The 16,248-nt window shown below is 70.1% G+C and carries 13 protein-coding genes and 3 pseudogenes; 6 read left to right on the forward strand and 10 right to left on the reverse strand.

What is annotated here, in order from left to right; all coding sequences use genetic code 11:
• Nucleotides 1–110: 110 nt before the first annotated feature.
• The 6 genes and pseudogenes from ACFPZI_RS30285 to ACFPZI_RS30310 form a co-directional block, all read right to left on the reverse strand.
• A complete protein-coding gene (locus tag ACFPZI_RS30285; protein ID WP_381369725.1) occupies nt 111–1,154 on the reverse strand; it encodes an NAD(P)-dependent alcohol dehydrogenase in 1,044 nt (347 codons plus the stop codon).
• 23 nt (nt 1,155–1,177) lie between these two features.
• Nucleotides 1,178–2,446 (reverse strand): cytochrome P450, encoded by a 1,269-nt coding sequence (locus ACFPZI_RS30290; protein ID WP_381369728.1) that lies wholly within the window; start codon nt 2,444–2,446, stop codon nt 1,178–1,180.
• Nucleotides 2,447–2,506: 60 nt separating this feature from the next.
• Nucleotides 2,507–3,910 carry an NAD(P)/FAD-dependent oxidoreductase gene (locus ACFPZI_RS30295; protein ID WP_381369731.1) on the reverse strand — a complete coding sequence of 468 codons (1,404 nt, stop codon included), beginning with the start codon at nt 3,908–3,910 and terminating at the stop codon, nt 2,507–2,509.
• Entirely contained in the window at nt 3,907–4,125 is a 219-nt protein-coding gene (locus ACFPZI_RS30300; RefSeq protein WP_359892851.1) for a ferredoxin, read from the reverse strand. Before ACFPZI_RS30300 ends, ACFPZI_RS30295 begins: the two co-directional genes overlap by 4 nt.
• Before the next feature lie 365 nt (nt 4,126–4,490).
• Nucleotides 4,491–4,976 carry a DDE-type integrase/transposase/recombinase gene (locus ACFPZI_RS30305; RefSeq protein WP_381369735.1) on the reverse strand — a complete coding sequence of 162 codons (486 nt, stop codon included), beginning with the start codon at nt 4,974–4,976 and terminating at the stop codon, nt 4,491–4,493.
• Between the two features lie 133 nt (nt 4,977–5,109).
• Nucleotides 5,110–5,573, reverse strand: a pseudogene (locus tag ACFPZI_RS30310) (hypothetical protein).
• Nucleotides 5,574–5,662: 89 nt separating this feature from the next.
• Between ACFPZI_RS30310 and ACFPZI_RS30315 the strand changes: the two are divergent.
• Nucleotides 5,663–5,986 (forward strand): annotated as a pseudogene (locus ACFPZI_RS30315) (TetR-like C-terminal domain-containing protein); the annotation flags it as partial.
• 260 nt (nt 5,987–6,246) lie between these two features.
• On the opposite strand, the gene ACFPZI_RS30320 reads toward ACFPZI_RS30315, so the two are convergent.
• Complete coding sequence (locus ACFPZI_RS30320; RefSeq protein ID WP_381369738.1) at nt 6,247–6,633, reverse strand: hypothetical protein; 387 nt, start codon at nt 6,631–6,633, stop codon at nt 6,247–6,249.
• A 148-nt stretch (nt 6,634–6,781) separates the two neighbouring features.
• Here ACFPZI_RS30320 and ACFPZI_RS30325 point away from each other — a divergent pair, with 148 nt between their 5' ends.
• Nucleotides 6,782–11,536, forward strand: a complete 4,755-nt coding sequence (locus tag ACFPZI_RS30325) for a cation-translocating P-type ATPase (protein WP_381369741.1) — start codon at nt 6,782–6,784, stop codon at nt 11,534–11,536.
• A 615-nt stretch (nt 11,537–12,151) separates the two neighbouring features.
• Here ACFPZI_RS30325 and ACFPZI_RS30330 read toward each other — a convergent pair.
• A pseudogene (locus ACFPZI_RS30330) lies at nt 12,152–12,869 on the reverse strand (IS6 family transposase).
• Nucleotides 12,870–13,067: 198 nt separating this feature from the next.
• On the opposite strand from ACFPZI_RS30330, the gene ACFPZI_RS30335 reads away from it, so the two are divergent.
• The 4 genes from ACFPZI_RS30335 (at nt 13,068) to ACFPZI_RS30350 (ending at nt 15,462) form a co-directional block, all read left to right on the forward strand.
• Complete coding sequence (locus ACFPZI_RS30335) at nt 13,068–13,421, forward strand: cation transporting ATPase C-terminal domain-containing protein (protein ID WP_381369744.1); 354 nt, start codon at nt 13,068–13,070, stop codon at nt 13,419–13,421.
• A 57-nt stretch (nt 13,422–13,478) separates the two neighbouring features.
• Nucleotides 13,479–13,610, forward strand: coding sequence for a hypothetical protein (locus ACFPZI_RS30340; protein WP_381369747.1), 132 nt, complete (start codon nt 13,479–13,481; stop codon nt 13,608–13,610).
• Between the two features lie 137 nt (nt 13,611–13,747).
• Complete coding sequence (locus ACFPZI_RS30345) at nt 13,748–14,227, forward strand: hypothetical protein (protein WP_381369750.1); 480 nt, start codon at nt 13,748–13,750, stop codon at nt 14,225–14,227.
• Nucleotides 14,228–14,742: 515 nt separating this feature from the next.
• Nucleotides 14,743–15,462 (forward strand): IS6 family transposase, encoded by a 720-nt coding sequence (locus ACFPZI_RS30350; protein ID WP_381369753.1) that lies wholly within the window; start codon nt 14,743–14,745, stop codon nt 15,460–15,462.
• A gap of 85 nt (nt 15,463–15,547) precedes the next feature.
• Here ACFPZI_RS30350 and ACFPZI_RS30355 read toward each other — a convergent pair whose 3' ends face one another.
• Complete coding sequence (locus ACFPZI_RS30355; protein ID WP_381369756.1) at nt 15,548–15,913, reverse strand: Asp23/Gls24 family envelope stress response protein; 366 nt, start codon at nt 15,911–15,913, stop codon at nt 15,548–15,550.
• Nucleotides 15,913–16,122 carry a hypothetical protein gene (locus ACFPZI_RS30360; protein WP_381369759.1) on the reverse strand — a complete coding sequence of 70 codons (210 nt, stop codon included), beginning with the start codon at nt 16,120–16,122 and terminating at the stop codon, nt 15,913–15,915. Before ACFPZI_RS30360 ends, ACFPZI_RS30355 begins: the two co-directional genes overlap by 1 nt.
• Between the last annotated feature and the right edge of the window lie 126 nt (nt 16,123–16,248).

Here is a 16,248-nt window from a genome sequence, read left to right on the forward strand (position 1 = left end):
CCGCATCCGCTACCAGCAAGAACAGGCCCTCGCGGCATAACGAAAATGTGTCCATGATCACGGGGAAACTTCAATGTCTTGGTGCCCCGTTGGGGTTGACACGTCGGTGCTCATGCGTGGGGGGTGATGACGGCGCGCCCTTGGATCTTGCCGTCGTGCAGAAGCCGGTAGGCCTCGTTGGCGCGTTGCAAGGGGAAGTGCTCGACCAGCATCTTGATCTTTTCCTGCTGGGCGAGGGTGATCACTTCCATCAGTTCGGTGAGGGAGCCCCAGTAGGGCGAGGCGACCGAGCACTCGTGCGGCGGGCTGGAGAAGTTCACGGGCAGGGCTCCGCCGCCGAGGCCGACGATGGTCAGGTGGCCGAGCATCCTGGCCACCTGAGCAGCCATCCGCAGCGTCGGGTCCATGCCGACCATGTCCAGCACGAGCTGAGCGCCCTGCTGCCCCGTGATGTCCTTGATGCGCGCGATCGTCTCGTCGCCCGAGAGCAGAGCCTCGTCGGCGCCCATACGTTTGGCGGTTTCCAGCTTGCCGGCATCGGTATCCACGGCGACGACGGTGGTCGCCGCGCTGAGCGCGCGCAGAATCTGGATGGTCATCTGGCCCAGGCCGCCGGCCCCGATCACGACCGCGGTCGAGCCCGGTCCCAGCAGGTGCAGCGACCGTTTCACGGCGTGATAGCTGGTCAGTCCCGCGTCGCTGAGCGGGGCAGCCTGGCAGGGGTCGAGGGTGCCCAGCGCAATGAGGTATCGCGCCGCCGGGACCAGCAGGTACTCGGCCATGCCGCCGTCGTGACCACCTCCCAGGCCCGGGCCCTGACCACTGAGATTCTGGCAGTAGTTCTCCCGGCCCTGACGGCAGTTGGCGCACACCCCACAGCCCCAGGAACCATAGACGATCACAGGGTCCCCGGGCACGAAGCTGGTGACACCCGGTCCCAGCCGTTCCACCCATCCCGCATTCTCATGACCGAGCGTGAAGGGCAGATTCGTGAAACCGGGTAACGGTGCGGGTGCCTGCATGATGTGCAGGTCGGAGTGGCAGGCACCGGCACCCCCGACCTTCACCAGGACCTGCCCCGGCCCGGGCTCGGGTACCGGCACCTCGCGCAGCTCGGGCGGTTGCCGCCAACCGACGAGTTGAAAAGCCCGCATAGCGATCCTCTATTCACATCGGGTCAGTCGCGGATGCCGCCGATGTCGACCAGGACGTGCCGCGGCCCGCGGAAGATCTGGTTGTGCCGGTACGGCGGCGGGTCCTCGACGAGCCGGGGGTTCTGCACCCGGCGGACGAACTCGCCGACCGCGATCTGGACCTCGAGCCGCGCCAGCGGAGCGCCGAAGCAGAAGTGGATGCCCTGGCTGAATCCGAGGTGCTGGTTGTTGCGGCGCTCGAGGTCGAGTTCGTCGGGGTCGGTGAACCGTTCCGGATCGCGGTTCGCCGAGCCGTACGCCAGGAAGATCGGCGCCCCCTTCGGGATGGTGGTGCCCGCGATGTCGATGTCTTCCACGGCGGAGCGGGTGTGCCAGAACTGCACCGACGACTCGAAGCGCAGCAGCTCCTCCACCCCGGGCACGATCAGCTCCGGCCGGCGGCGCAGCTTCTCGAACGCCTCGGGGTGCCGCAGCAGGGTGAGCACGCTGTGGGCGATGAGATTGACCGTGGTCTCATGCCCCGCGAAGATCAGGAGCAGGGCATTGCTCGCGAGCACGCCCTTGGACATCCGTCCCTCCGGGCCGTCCTCGTTCACCATCGCCGAGAGCATGCCCGGGCCGGGCTGCTGGGCGTACCGGTCGAGCAGCTCAGCTGCGAACTGCCCGAACTCCTGCACGGCCTGACGGCCCCCGGCCAGCCGGCTTTGGATCTCTTCGGAAGCGGCCTCGGGGCCGAAGTCCAAAGCGTCCAGGGCGGTCTCGATCCAGTGGTGGAAGCGTGGCTCGTCCTCCAGCGGCACGCCCAGAACCTTGCAGATCACCGTCACCGGCAGGGGATAGGCAAAGTCGTCGACGGCATCGATCCGGTTCTTGCCCCTCATGCCGTCCAGCAGGCCGTCCACAAGGCGGTGAATCTCGGGCTCCAGGTCGGAGATCAGGTGAGGCGAATGGGGCGGGCCGACGAAATGCGGCGTCATCATCCGGCGATCTCGGTCGTGCTCGGGCGGATCGCAGGTGATGATGTTCGGCTCGGTCAGCGCCTCCCTGATCGGCTCGGCCACCGGCTCCGCCGAGCCCTCCTCCTGGGCCGCGACCGGGGCGGGACACTTTCTTGGATCCGAACTGACCCGGGGGTCATGCAGCAGCGTGACGATCTCCCGGTAGGTGCTGACGACATAGGTTCCATCCGGCTGCCGCGCCACCGGCGTCTTGCGCAGTTCTTCGTAGAAGGGGTACGGATTGGCGCGGTTGGCGTAGCGCAGGGCCTGCTGCCAGGGGGTTTCCTCGACCACGAGGCTCCCCTCCTTCTTCCTGTCGGTGCTGTCCGCTCACACGCCCGGCCGGCGGGCGCATCAGTGATGTCGAGGCCGGAACTCGGCCGTCCGCCCGCTCGGGGCATGGCCGGTCAGGACGACGTCGGGGATCGCCGTCGGGACCCTTGGGTCCGGGAACTCGGCCGGCATCGGCTTCATGTCGGGCGGTAGGTCCCAGCCCGGTGGCGGAGGCGGGAACGGACCAGATTGCTCGATCAGCTTCCCGTAGTACTCCAGCCACTTGCCGTGATCGAAGGTGACGGCCGCGACGATGCGGCCTCGGTGACCGTAGGCGGCGGCGAAACGGCGCTCCGCGACGGACCCCTGCGTGAAGACGATCTCGTCACCGAACGGCGGCACGCCGACAGACTTGATGTTCACGCCGAACTGACCGGACCAGAAGCCGGGCAGCAGCAGATGCGGACGATAGTGCGGCTCGAGGTTCACCATGTTGTGGGCCGCAACCTCGGCGCCGAAAACAGCGTTGTCCCAGTGCTCCATCGCGAGGAACTGGTACTCGTACAGCACATGCGGCGCACGCGCCACATCCCCTGCCACGTAGATGCTGTCGGTGACCACGCCGTTGATGTCGAACGCGCGGCCGCCGGCGTCGCACCCGACGCCCCAGAAGCCGGCCGCCAGCCCGGAGCCCTCTAGCCATTCCACGTTGCGGATCGACCCCAGCGAGGCCACCACCACATCGGCTTCGACGGTGGTTCCGTCCGAAAGCTGAGCACGCCGCACGTGTCCGCCGGAGTCGCCCTCCAGTGACGACACCCCCAGCCCGCAGCGCAGGTCCACGCCGTGATCGCGCTGCATCTGCGTGGCGATCTCCCCGATCACCCCGCCGAGCGCGCCGACCAGCGGCGCCGAACCCCGCTCGACGATGGTCACCGGGAGATCGAGTTCGCGGCAGACAGAGGCCACTTCCGAGCCGATGAACCCGGCGCCGATGACCAAGACCCGCGACGGCGGCTCGGCCAGCGCCTTTTGCAGCTGTGCGGCATCATCACGCGAGCGAATCGTGTGGACCCCGTCCAGGGCGGCCTCGACCGGGTTCGGCCACTGCCGCGCGCGGGTGCCCGTGGCGATCAGCAACCGGTCGTACGGGACTTGCTCGCCGTCGGCCAGGCGCACCTGCTTGGTGGCCCGGTCCAGCCCGGTGGCGGCCACCCCGAGCCGCCAGTCCGCATGCACTTCTCGCATGCGGGGCAGCTTGGTGTGGTCGGCCGGCACCCAGCCTTTGAGTACTTGCTTGGACAGCGGGGGACGGTCGTAGGGCTCGTACGGCTCGTCCCCGATGAGGGTCAGAGAACCGGTGAAGCCCTCCTCGCGCAGGGTTTCCGCGGCCCGCAGCCCGGCCAGAGAGGCACCCACGATGACGATCCGGCCGTTGGCCCTGAAGTCGCGCACCAGCTCTGCCACCGTTGCCGGCAAGGTCATGACGTCTCGCCCCGCTCCGCGCCGTCCAAGCGGTCGATCACGATCGCCTGCACCGGGCACGCCACAGCGGCTCGCTCAACCTGCAGGCGCCGCTCGTCATCAGGATTCGGCTCATAGGTGAGTGCCTCCTGACCACTCAACCTGAAGACCTCGTGTGCCAGATACACGCATTGTGCGTAGCCCTGGCATCGATTCAGGTCCACGGCGATCCGCATGGGCAGACTCCTTCCGCTCTGCCTCCCGCCCCACGGCGACCATCGACGCGGTCATGCAGCTATGTGGCGGTTGTCAGGCCTTCTGTCAGGTGCCCCGGCTGGATATCCCACCCGTCGCCCGGGCGAAGGCCACGAACTGAGCAGGTCCGGTCTTGTTCGCTGCGTCGCTGCCTTGACGGTGACGCTTATCGGCTGTGAGCGTCACCGTTCGAAGGTCGCGGTGCACATCGATGGCGTCGGCATCGCGGCCTGCTCCGGCCGTTGCGCCCTAAGAAATACTCGTCCCGCCTTCCGACGATCGCAAATCCGCTAGCGCGGAAAGCAAGCTCTCTCAGGGCCGAGGCAGCTCTTGATCGTTTAGCGGTTCATGCAGGTCGTGGGCTTCCGGAAAGCCTGTCCGCAAGGAAGCGGTCACCGTGACCATGAGCGTTTGTGGAGACAACACGGCTCCCGGTCGACCGAGCTGGCTGAAGCCCCCTGTCCGTGACGATCACCCTTGGCACGGCCCCGATTCCGTTGAGGAGCCGACGGAAGAAGCGCCTGGCCGCGGCCTTGGTGCGCCGGTGCTGGACCAGGATGTCCAGCACGGTGCCGGCCCGGCCGGCCGCACGCCCCAGGTGCTTCTGCTCGACGGTGACCGTGATGAAGACCTCGCCGAGGTGCCACGGGTCGCCGGGGCGGGGAGGTCGGCGGCGCAGCGCGTGGGCGCAGGACTGCCCGGACTTCAGGCACCACCGGCGGATCGTCTCGTCGGACACGAGGACGCCGCGCTCGAGCATCGGCTCCCCGGCCTCGCGGAAGCCGAGCGGGAACCGGAAGCACCGCCACACGCAGCGGGAGAGGGTCTCCACCGGGTATCGGTGCCTCTGGTACGACGGCGGCGCGGACGACACCGGCAACCCCGACACGGCACCTTCAGCCCGAAGGCCCTCCCACACCGTCAGCCAACGTGACAGTGCCCGGCCAGGGCGCCGGTCGCGGGCGTCATCGCCGCTGGTCCGATGCCGTGATGACGCCGTAGGTGACCAGGCCGTAGACGAGGTGCGGCACGACGTCGGCGGTCCAGTCGCGGACCGACCACGTGCGGGGGTCGCTGACGCCGAGGCGGGCCATCGGTGCATCGGTGAGGGCCATCGCCAGGGCGCCGGTGAGCAGGCCGCCCAGCCACAGGGGCCCCGGACACCTGCCCGGCGGATCAGCGACACGGCGGCGCCCGTGCCGGTGCCGACGGCGATGCCCGACAGCGCTCCGAGGCCGGTGAGCCGGTTGTCCCGGCCGCTCGTGTCCGGGACCGGGTGCCCCATGAGTGTGGTGATCTTGTCCACCGCGGTTTCCGGGATGCTGCTGGCCGGTCGGCCGCGCAGTGCCATGTCGGCGTAGGTCACGGCGTTCAGAGCGGTGGTGCCGGCCGCTCCTGCGGCGCAGCCGCGCGCGATGCTTCGGATCATGCCGTTTCGGGTTCCCGTGGCTTCTGTGACCAAAACGGCGCGCATCCTGGCGTAGAGATGGAAGAGGCCGTAAATATGCATATCGGGGCGCGATCTTCCAGCGCGAACTGTTCGGCACTTTCAGCGCGGACCGCCTCGCCGCAGCCGAACCCTTCGCGCTCTCGCCCTCGCTCCGGGCCCATCTCGAGCACCTGTCGACCGGCAGACCGGGAGCCCTGCCGCCGCCCGCGACCGCCCTCCTTCTGAGCGCGTGGGGGCACATGCATGGCCTCGTGGTCTTGGAGGTGTTCGGGCACACTTCCTTCGTCGGCGACCACCAGGCTGAGATCTTTCACATGGCGACGCGGAGCCTGCTGGAGGACGTCCACCGCCGGATTCCCGAATGCGCGGGCACGCCGCCCATGGCGGGCTGAGGATGCCGGGCGCTGGAGCCCGTCGGTTCCGGTGGCCGGCCGTCCTCACCGAGCGCCTCCTTGTCTCGTGTGTCGTTCTTGGGCGTGAGATCCACGCGGGCCCGGCGCAACGGGTCGCCGTCGCCGGACCGGCCGGTGGCGGGGATGCCTGTGATTCAGTTCAGGGAAGACCAGGTCGACCAGAAGGCGGCCTTCGGTAAGCGGGGGGATTTCCTGCAAGCTCATCTGTGCCCGCTCAGGGGGCGCGGGGCACGATCGTGTCAGGGGCTGCTGTCGGCTTCGGGTTTCGGCGTTGAAGGCTTGTCGATCGTGACTGTCTGTGCGGGCGTCTGGGATGCCGGTGCTGGGGGCGGGAGTGCTCCTCCGCGGCGCAGGACGGCGTAGCCGATGCCGATGCCGGCGGCGACGGGCCATTCGAGGGCGCCTGCCAGGGCGAGGGCCCCGAGCCCGGCGTAGAGGGGAAGTCCGCCCTTGGCGGGCAGGATGCGCTGTGCGGCGGTGATGGGAAGGGTGACCGCCTTTTGCACAGCGTGGGCGACGTTGTCGAGCGGGATGGTGATCGTATGCCCGTTGTGACCCGCGTGCTGGACGGTCGCGTCCGTGGCGGTGGGGTCCGCTGTGGGGGTCTGCGCTGCCGCCTGGGTCATGTGATCACTCCATCGCTCTCGCCGATCCCCCTACCCTATGTCCGCTTCGTGTAGGTTTCAGAACCTGTTCGCCTGCTGGGGTCGGCGGCGCCGGTGGCTGAGCACTGCGCAAGCCATGGCGCCCGGATTGAGTGAGGGAGTCGCGCCGGTGCTGCGAAGCGGTGTGGTGATGTCGCTGGGCTGCCGGTTCATGGCGGAAGCGTCCTCGGCGGTGCCTGCGTCCGCCGGGGTGATCGCCTCGCATGCGGTGCGGATGCCGGTGGGGGTGCTGCGGACGCTCGAGCGGGGACGGCAGACGGCTGCACGGGTGGGCGATGCCGTCTGGGGTGAGGTGGTCAGGGCGGCCGAGGTGGCGCGGGATGCGGGCCCGGCCAGGCGCCGCAGGCGAGTGTGGTCGCGGTCGGGCAGGGCGCACATCGAGGTGCGGGGTCTGGCCGGAGAGGGGAAGCGACAGGAGCGGCTGGCTGGGGGGCTGGAGTCGGCACTGGCCAAGCTGGCGGGGGTGCGCTGGGTTCAGGTGAATACGGCGCTGGGGCATGTGGTGGTCGACGCGGCGAAGGATGGTTGCGATGTCGACGGGCTGCTGGATGTGGTGTGTGCGGTGGAGCAGGCACACGATGTCGCGGAGCAGCCGTTCACGCATGATCAGCCGGGTGCGGCGTTCGATGATGTACCGGAGGTACTGGCCAAGGTCGCTCTGGTCTCCGACTGCGCGGGACTGGTCGGCACCGTGGTGGGCTGGACGGCGTCGGTCGGCCGGTTGCCGCGCGCTGTACGGGTTCCGCTGGTCGTCGCCGACACCCAGCCGCAGGTGCGCCGGTGGCTGGCGCGACGGGTGGGCCGTGCCCATGCGGATGCGTTCTTGGCCACGGCCGGCGCGCTGGTGTACTCGGCCACCGGGGGGATGACGCCGCTGGTACTGGACGCGCTCCAGCAGTGGTTCAAGCTCGGTGAGGCGCGCAGCCGGCGGACGGTGTGGGAGCGCCGGGAGGGCGAACTGGTGGCCGACGGTGCCGGTCTTCCGCGGCGGGCCACCACGCCCCTGCCGCGGCCGGCTGCGGTGCCGGCGGGACCGGTGGAAAAGTGCGCGGAGCGGACGTCGCTCACCGCCCTGCTGGGAGCGGCCGGGGTGGCCGCCTGGACCGGGAGTGTGGAACAGGCGGGCCAGGCCATCCTGGCGACGGTGCCCAAGGCCGCCGGGGCGGGGCGTGAGGCGTTCTGCGCGGTGCTGGGCCGTGACCTGGCGCAGGCGGGCGTGGTGCCGATGAATCCGGCGGCGCTGCGCCTGCTGGACCGGGTCTCCGCGGTCGTCATCGATTCTTCGGCCCTGTGCGTTCCGCGGGTGCGGCTGCTGTCTGTGGCAGCCGGTGGGGAGCAGGACGAAGCAGAGTTGTGGCAGGCCGCGCAGAAAGTCCTGTCCAAACGGACGCTGAAGGATATGGCCGGTCCCGGTCCGTGGGCGGCGTCCGGCTGGCGGCTGCGGCGTCGGCCGGACGCCCTGGATCAGCGGCCTGATTCCCTTTCCGGTCTGCATCTTGAGGTGCAGGACGTAGCTGGCCTGTTGCTGGGACGGGTCGTGGTGGGATGCGATCTCGATCCGCTGGCCGATGCGGTGATTGCCGCAGCCCGCTCCGGCAACCGCCGCCTGGAGATGACCCAGCACGCCAGCGTTGCGGAGCTGCTGCGGTGGGCCGATCACGCTGTGCCCGCCTCCACGGCGCTGGCCGAACGGGTACGCACCCTGCAGCAAGAAGGCCACGTGGTCGCCCTGATCACATGCCACGACGGCGAAGCACTCGCAGCCGCGGACGTGGGAATGGCCCTCCCCCTACGGGCCGAGTTCGGGAGGCCTGCTCCTGCGGCGCCGTGGTCGGCGGACCTGGTGTGCGGCCCAGGGCTGGAGCACGCGTGGCGTGTGCTGTCCGCCGTGGACGATGCCCACCATGTCAGTGCGGCCTCGGCACGCCTGTCCACGGGCGGATCCGCACTCGGAGCACTGATCGCGGCCGCCGGTGCCCGGCACCGGATGTGGGGCCTGACGACCTCTCCCGTCCACGGCGCCACGTTTCTGGCTCAGATCGGCGGCGTCCGGGCGGCATGGCGCCTTGCCCGCCGGCCCCGGCCCGCCGGCCATGTCCGCGGCGCCTGGCACGCCATGGAGGCAGACGATGCCTTCCGCGTCCTGCGGCCGTTGCACCATCGCGCCGCCACAGTGCGCATGACGTCCGACGTTGCTGCACCGACAGCATTCGATCGGACGCGGCATCGGCTGGCCGGGGCCGTCACCACAGCCGTCACCTCCCTGGGCCTGTCCGCGCAGGCACAGCATGCCGGTGAGCTGCTGGGTGCGGTGCGCGAGGAGCTGCGTGACCCCCTGACCCCGGTGCTGGCTCTCGGTGCTGCGGCGTCCGCCGCGATCGGCTCGAGCGTCGACTCGCTGCTGGTGGGCGGGGTGATGGCGGGCAACGCCGTGATCAGCGGTGCCCAGCGCATGCGCGCCGAGCAGGCACTGAGGACTCTGCTGGCGAAGGAGAGCATCACCGCCCGCCGCCTGCGCCAGGTGCCGGACGATCCAGGCCAAGGCTTCCTCGGGCTGCTGGAGACGGTGGACTTCGATCCCATCGACGCAAGCGACCTTCAGGTGGGCGACGTGATCGTCCTGCGCCCGTCCGAGGTGGTACCCGCGGATGCCCGACTGCTGGCAGGCGACCAACTCGAAATCGACGAGGCGGCACTGAGCGGCGAACCCACCCCCGTGGTGAAGAACCCCGCGGCCACTCCAGGAGCGGACCTGGCGGAGCGGTCCTGCATGATTTACCAGGGATGCACGGTGCTGGCGGGCACCGGGCTGGCCGTTGTCGTCGCGACCGGCGGACAGACCGAGGCAGGGCGCGCCGCCGACCTGGCCGGGAACGCCACCACCGCATCCGGCATCGAGGGACACCTCGCCGCACTGACCCAAACGGCACTGCCCGTGGTCGGCATCGGCGGGGCAGTGGTCACCGCCCTGGGACTATTGCGCGGCCTGCCGCTGCGCCAGGCCTTGGTCTCCGGCGTCGCGGTCGCGGTGGCCGCCGTCCCCGAGGGCCTGCCGCTGGTCGCCACCGTCGCTCAGTCAGCGGCCGCACGCCGGCTGTCCCGCCACGGCATCCTGCCCCGCTCCGCCCGCGCGCTGGAAGCGCTCGGGCGCGTCGATGTCATCTGCTTCGACAAAACAGGCACCCTCACCGAAGGCCGCCTGACCCTGACCCGTCTGGCATCCACCGAGGAGATCCTTCCCCCCGACACAGAAGAGGCCCACCGCCTGCTGCGCACCGCCGCCCGCGCCTGCCCGGCCCCCGACGCGCCCCTGGCCCACGCCACCGACCGGGCCGTGCTGGAAGCCGCCGACAAACACGACATTCAAGATCCCGCCTGGGTACGGGTTGCGGAACTGCCCTTCGAGGCCAGCCGCGGCTACTCGGCCTCCGTAGGAACCGACAACGGCCGTCCCCTGCTCGCGGTCAAAGGGGCACCCGAAATCATTCTCCAGCGCTGCACCACCACCCTCGATCCCGCCACCGGCCCCCCGGAGAACCCGGACGGCGAAGCCGGCAGTGAAAGCCGTCTGGTTTCGCTCGATGAGCAGCGGCTGGCAGCCGCTCACCGCATGATGCGACAGCTCGCCGACCAGGGTCTGCGCGTCCTGGCCGTCGCCCAGGCCGCTCTGCCCGTGGCCGAACCGGCTAACGATGACCGGGAACAATCGGCGGAACAGGCGACCAGTACCGCCGTGGCGACCGACACCGTGGCCGACCTGGCCCACGATCTGACGCTGCTGGGGTTTGTCGCCATCGCCGACGCCCCCCGCCCGACAGCTGCCGACGCCGTCAAGCGTCTCACCGACGCGGGCGTACGCATCGTCATGATCACCGGAGACCATCCGGCCACCGCCGCCGCCATCGCCCGCGACCTCGGCATCCCCCACACCCAGACCATCGTCACCGGCACCGACATCGACTCCCTCACGGCCGGCGACCGCACCACAACCATCGACCAGGCCAGCCTCTTCGCCCGCGTCTCACCCGAACACAAAGTCCGCATCGTCCAAGCCCTACGGCAGGCCGGGCACGTCGTCGCCATGGTCGGCGACGGCGTCAACGACGCGGCCGCCATCCGCCTCGCCGACATCGGCATCGGCCTCGCCACCCATGGCTCCACTGCCGCGCGCGCCGCCGCCGACCTCGTCCTGACCGACCCCGACCTCACCCGCATCCTCGACGCCCTGCACGAAGGACGCGCCCTGTGGGCAAGCGTCCGCGACGCCGTCGCCATCCTCGTCGGCGGCAACGCCGGAGAAGTCGCCTTCACCATCCTCGGCACCGCACTCGCAGGCCGGGCCCCCCTCGGCACCCGTCAACTCCTCCTGGTCAACCTCCTCACCGACATGCTCCCCGCCCTGGCCGTCGCCCTCGCCCACCGCACCACAGCCACCCACGCCACCCTCACGGACCGGCCCGCCCCCGCCCTCATGGGCCCCGACCTGGCGCGACTGCTGGCCATCCGCGGCACCGCCACCACCCTGGCCGCCACCGCCGCATGGCAAACCGGCCGGCTCACCGGCCGTGCCCGCCGCGCCGACACCATGGGACTGGCAGCCCTGATCACCGCCCAGCTCGGCCAGACCCTCATCACCGACTGGCGCAGCCCCCTCGTCCTGGCCACCACCGCCCTGTCCACGACAGCCCTCCTCACCGTCGTGCAGACCCCCGGACTGAGCCACTTCTTCGGCTGCGCCCCCCTGGGCCCCATCGCCTGGACAACCGTCGCCACCAGCGCCACCACGGCCACCCTCACCGCCGCCATCGCCCCTCGGCTGCTCACCCCCACCAACCCACCCACCCACGCGCACTCCCCCGCATGACCGCACGCAACACTGCCAGGCCCCTATCCACCAGCCATCGGGGCCCGACCAATGCGTCTTCACTCCAGGGCCGACCGTTGCAGGAATCGGCGATCACCGTCCGAGCAGATCACACCACCCCGTTCACCATCTGACACACCCCTGTAGTTCCGGTGTCTGTGCTGTTCAGCAGCTTGGGGGCCGGATTCGGGCATGGGTACGGCCACCGTGATCATGAACGTTTGTGCTGGCGTTTCAAGAAGCGGTGGCCGCAAAGGTCACGACAGCCCAGGCCGCCCGGGGCCGGTTGTTCGGGGCGGCGATGGATGCGGTCACGGGCTGCTTCGCGCGGCGTGAGACACGTGCGACGGCCGCGGAGACGATCACCGGGCTGCTCACGGAGGTGGACACGCGAAACTGCCGGACGCCGGCTCAGGTACTGGGGCATCCTGTGCCGCTCGAAAAGTCATCGTCGCCGGTCAAACGATGCAACGGTACTCACCGAGCACGCCGCCGAGGATCTGGGTCCGCAACACCCGGCGGGCGTTGAGGTCATGCAGGCGCTGTCACGTTGTTGAGTGAGGAGGTGCCTGGCGGTGCGTCGGGGCGTGGCGGGGCCGGGTTCCGGCCGCGTGTTCAGGGAGTGCTGGGCAGGCCGACAACTCCGGTGACCTGGCCCCAGATGGCGAAGCGGATGGTCATCTCGGCTCGGTAGCCGGAGGCTGTCATCCGGTGGCGGCGGGGCCGGAAGTGCGGTGAGATACCGCGGAACGCGGACAGGAACCGCTGCGCCCCACCGGTGCTTCGAAAGCCCTTCATCGCGCGTTCACGCTGCCGGGTGGGCTGGTGGCTGTTCTCGGCCCGGTTGTTCAGGCATTTGTGCGAGCAGTGCCCGGCCGAGGGCATCAGCTCCCGGTGGGCGGTGCCGTAGGAGCGGAGCCTGTCGGTGACCATGACCCTGGGCGCCCGCTGCTGCTTCATGAGCTTGGCCAGGAACCGCTTGGCGGCCTTCGCGTCCCGCTTGGACTGCAGCAGGACGTCGAGGACGGTGCCCGTCCTGGTCGACGGCCCGCCACCGGTACTGCCGCACACCGTTGACCTTGACGAACACTTCGTCGAGATGCCACGTGTCGCCGGGCCGGGGCCGGCGGCGGCGCAGTCCGTCGGCACAGGCCTGACCGAACGTGGCACACCAACGACGCACGGTCTCGTGGGAGACGAGGACGCCGCGCTGGAGCATGAGCTCTTCGACCTCGCGGAACGACAGCGGGAACCGGCAGTACCGCCACACGCAGTGGGAGATGACCTCCACCGGGTACCGGTGCCCCGGGTGCGACGGCGACGCGCTGTCCACGGACGGTCCCTCTCCACCATGACCAACCCGAAGATCATCCCACCCGGTCAGCCAACGTGACAGCACCCACGGACATGCTGCCCGCCATGGCCATCGCCGCCCGCCGACCACCCCGACCGGCTGTTCGCGGAGGGTCCGGAGGCCTCGCTCGGCAAGGCCCTGATCCGCCACATCCGGCTGCGTGCCGCCGTCACCACGGTGGCGGCCACGGCCGCCTGGATCGTCGCCCGGGTCACCGGCACCCGGGGGCGTGCCGACACGGTCGCCCTGGTCGCCCTGGTGACGTCCCAGCTGTTCCAGACGCTCCAGGACGCGGGCCGCGACCCGGTGGTGGCCGTGGCCGCGGTGGGGTCCCTGGTGGTGCTGGGCGTGGTGGTGAGCGTGCCGGGGCTCAGCCACTTCTTCGGCAGCCGGCCCCCGGGCCCCGCGGCCTGGACGATCGCGCTGGCGTCGGCGGCGGGGTCGGTGCTGGTGCCCCTCGCGGTGCGGGGCGCCACCGACGCGCTGAGGAAAGTTCACCTGCAGAACACCCGTACGCAGCCTGCTGGATGACTTGGGGGCCGACAAAGGAGTCGTACCCGGCACGACACACACGAAAGGCGGCGGACCATGCCGCACATCCTCACCACGGTCCTGACCCAGGTGGCGGTCGCCCTGCTCGAGGCCGCCGTGGTCCGGCTGGCCGTCCAGCTCTGGAAGGCCCTCGGCACGAGCGGGCAGCCGGCGGCCGCACACGCCTGAGCGGCCGCACGCGCCTGAGTGACCCCCGAACCATCCTGCCCGAATTGTCCGTTCGGACGGGTTTATTCGCGTGCATTGATGGAAGGCGGCCAGGAAGACCCCTCGCCACTCATGCCTCACGGCAGGAGAGGACGGAGATGACTTCCCCGGATCCACAGACCCAGCAACCGCAGCAGCCGGCCCCGCCACAGGCCGGGACCCAGACCGAGGAAACCCGCACCCCGGAACCACAGCAGCCCCCGACGGAGCACCCCGAGGAGAAGCGGACGGGCGGCAAGGTGCTGCAATTCCGTACCGCGCACGCCCGGGTTCCGATCCCCTACATCACCCCGGGCGACATGTTCTCCACCGCCCGCCCGGCCACGTCCATCCTCCCCTCGCCCCGCAAGCTGGCCTTCTACGGCCTCCTCGGCGCCATGGCCGTGGTCGAGGCCGTGGAGTGGCCGATCGCGGTCGCCGTCGGCGCCGCCACCGAAGTGATCACCCGTGAGCAGGCCGCACGCCAGCGCGCCGAACACGAGCGCATCGAGCGGGACCGCGCCGAGCGCGACCAGGGCCGGCAGGTCGCCACCGAGCGGACAGAGCCCGGGGGGCCCGCGCAGCCAGCGATGGCATGACACGTCCCCGCCCCGAACGTCGGGGGGATCCGAACGCCGTCCACAGCGGCTGCTTCATCCTCTCGGCAGCGCTCAGGGTCTTCGGCAGGTACGGATACCGACGCAGCTCCATGGATCTCAGAGTGCGGTAAGTGATGTTTCCTGCCGTTTCACACCGATGTGATGACATGCCATAACGGGGTGATTCCGGCGGTCGAATGATCAACATCGCCGCCCTGGCCGAGCGCACGGCTCCGGCTCCCCGGTTTGGCTCGACAGCCGAGGTCAGGGGCCTGCTACCCACTGGGACGAAGTGGTGCGAAATTAGCTAGACCATCACTTACCGCACTCTCATGGCCCAGGCAGCGCAAATGTCGCGGCCAGCTGTCTATCAGTCGATCGATGCGGCCAGGTGAGCGGCAGCTTCGTTGGGATGCAGCGATCGACATCCAGTAGGACCTCGGCGGGCGTTGTCACGTGGGCTGACAGGCCTGGGATGATCTTGGAGTTGATCGTGCTGGACAGGGGGATCGCTCGTGTCGTCCGCGCCGCCGTCGTACCAGGGGCACCGGTACCCGATCGAGGTGATCTCCCACTGCGTGGGGCGGTCCGTCCGCTTTCCGCTCAGCTTCCGCGAGGCCGGGAAGCTGCTGCCCGGGCGCGGCGTGCTCGTCTCTCACGAGACGGCCCGGCGCTGGTGCGCCACGTTCGGTCAGGCCTGTGCCGGCGCACTGCGCCGCCGCCGGCCCGGGCCCGGCGACACGTGGCACCTGGACGAGGTCTTCGTGAGGATCAACGGTGTGCGGCAGTACCGGTGGCGGGCCGTCGACGCCGACGGCACCGTGCTCGACCTCCTGGTCCAGGGCCGAAGGGACGCCGCTGCGGCCCGGCGGTTCTTCCGCAAGCTGCTCAAGCGAACCTGCTCGGTGCCGCGGGTGATCGTCACCGACCAGCTGCGCTCCTGCGGCGCGGCCCACCGCGAGGTCATGCCCTCCGTCGAGCACCGCTCGCACCGGGGCCTGAACAACGGGGCCGAGAACTCCCACCGGCCGACGAGGCAGCGCGAGCGCGCGATGACAGGCTTCCGATCGGTGGGTGCCGCCCAGCGGTTCCTGGCCGCGTTCAGCGGCATCTCACCCCACGTCCGGCCCCGCCGCCACCCGATGACCGCCCCCGAGTACCGCACCGAGATGACCCTCCGCTTCGCCATCCGGGAGCAGGTGACCGGCGCCACCGCCCTGCCCGCCGCGGCCTGAGCACGAAAGCCGGAACCCGGCCCCACCACAGCCGACACACCATCAGGTACTCACACACTCCACAACGTGACAGCGCCCTCGGAACTCATGCCGCGTCGTGCCGGGCGGCGATACGGGTCACCGTGACCTCGACGGTGACCCGCTCCGCGACACCGAGGGCGGCGAGGTGGGAGATGGCGGCGGCCCCCACCCGGTCGTGGACGTTCCGGGCGATGTCCAGCGCCCGCCGGCCCTCGGCCAGGACGCAGCGCACCTCGATGTTCCCTCCCGGACCGTCCGGTGCCCGGTCGGCGCGGATACCTGCCTCGGGCGACGTGCGGTGAGGGGTGGTGTCCGTCCGAGTGGGCGCGGTGGCTGCCGCGAGGCGGGGGTGCAGGCCCGCCACGCCAGGGACCGCGAGGGCTGCCTCGGCCGCGACGCCGAGGAGCGTGGTCGTGCGGGTGACGGTCATCACGTACCACCGCCGGTCGGGAGGCCGGAGCCGAGGGGCGGCTCCGGCTCCAAGACGTCGATCACGGTGATGTCGGCGGCCGTCACGGCAAGCCCCAGGTCCTGTCCGGCCGAGTCGAGGACCGATCGGCGCACCTGATGGACCCGTTGGGGCAGCGGGCGGTCCAGCAGGTCGCATCCCAGCTGTGGGGAAGCAGTGCGTTCGATCATGACACTCCCGCGCAGGCTCGGAACGAGCGCGTACCCCTGCACAAATGCGTGCCGCACGTCACACTTCATGTGTGTGAGAAATCCGCCCCGTATGTCCAACCTTTCGTCGGGCACCACACCGGTGTC

The organism is Streptomyces chlorus, from assembly GCF_042655885.1.
Lineage (GTDB): Bacteria > Actinomycetota > Actinomycetes > Streptomycetales > Streptomycetaceae > Streptomyces > Streptomyces chlorus.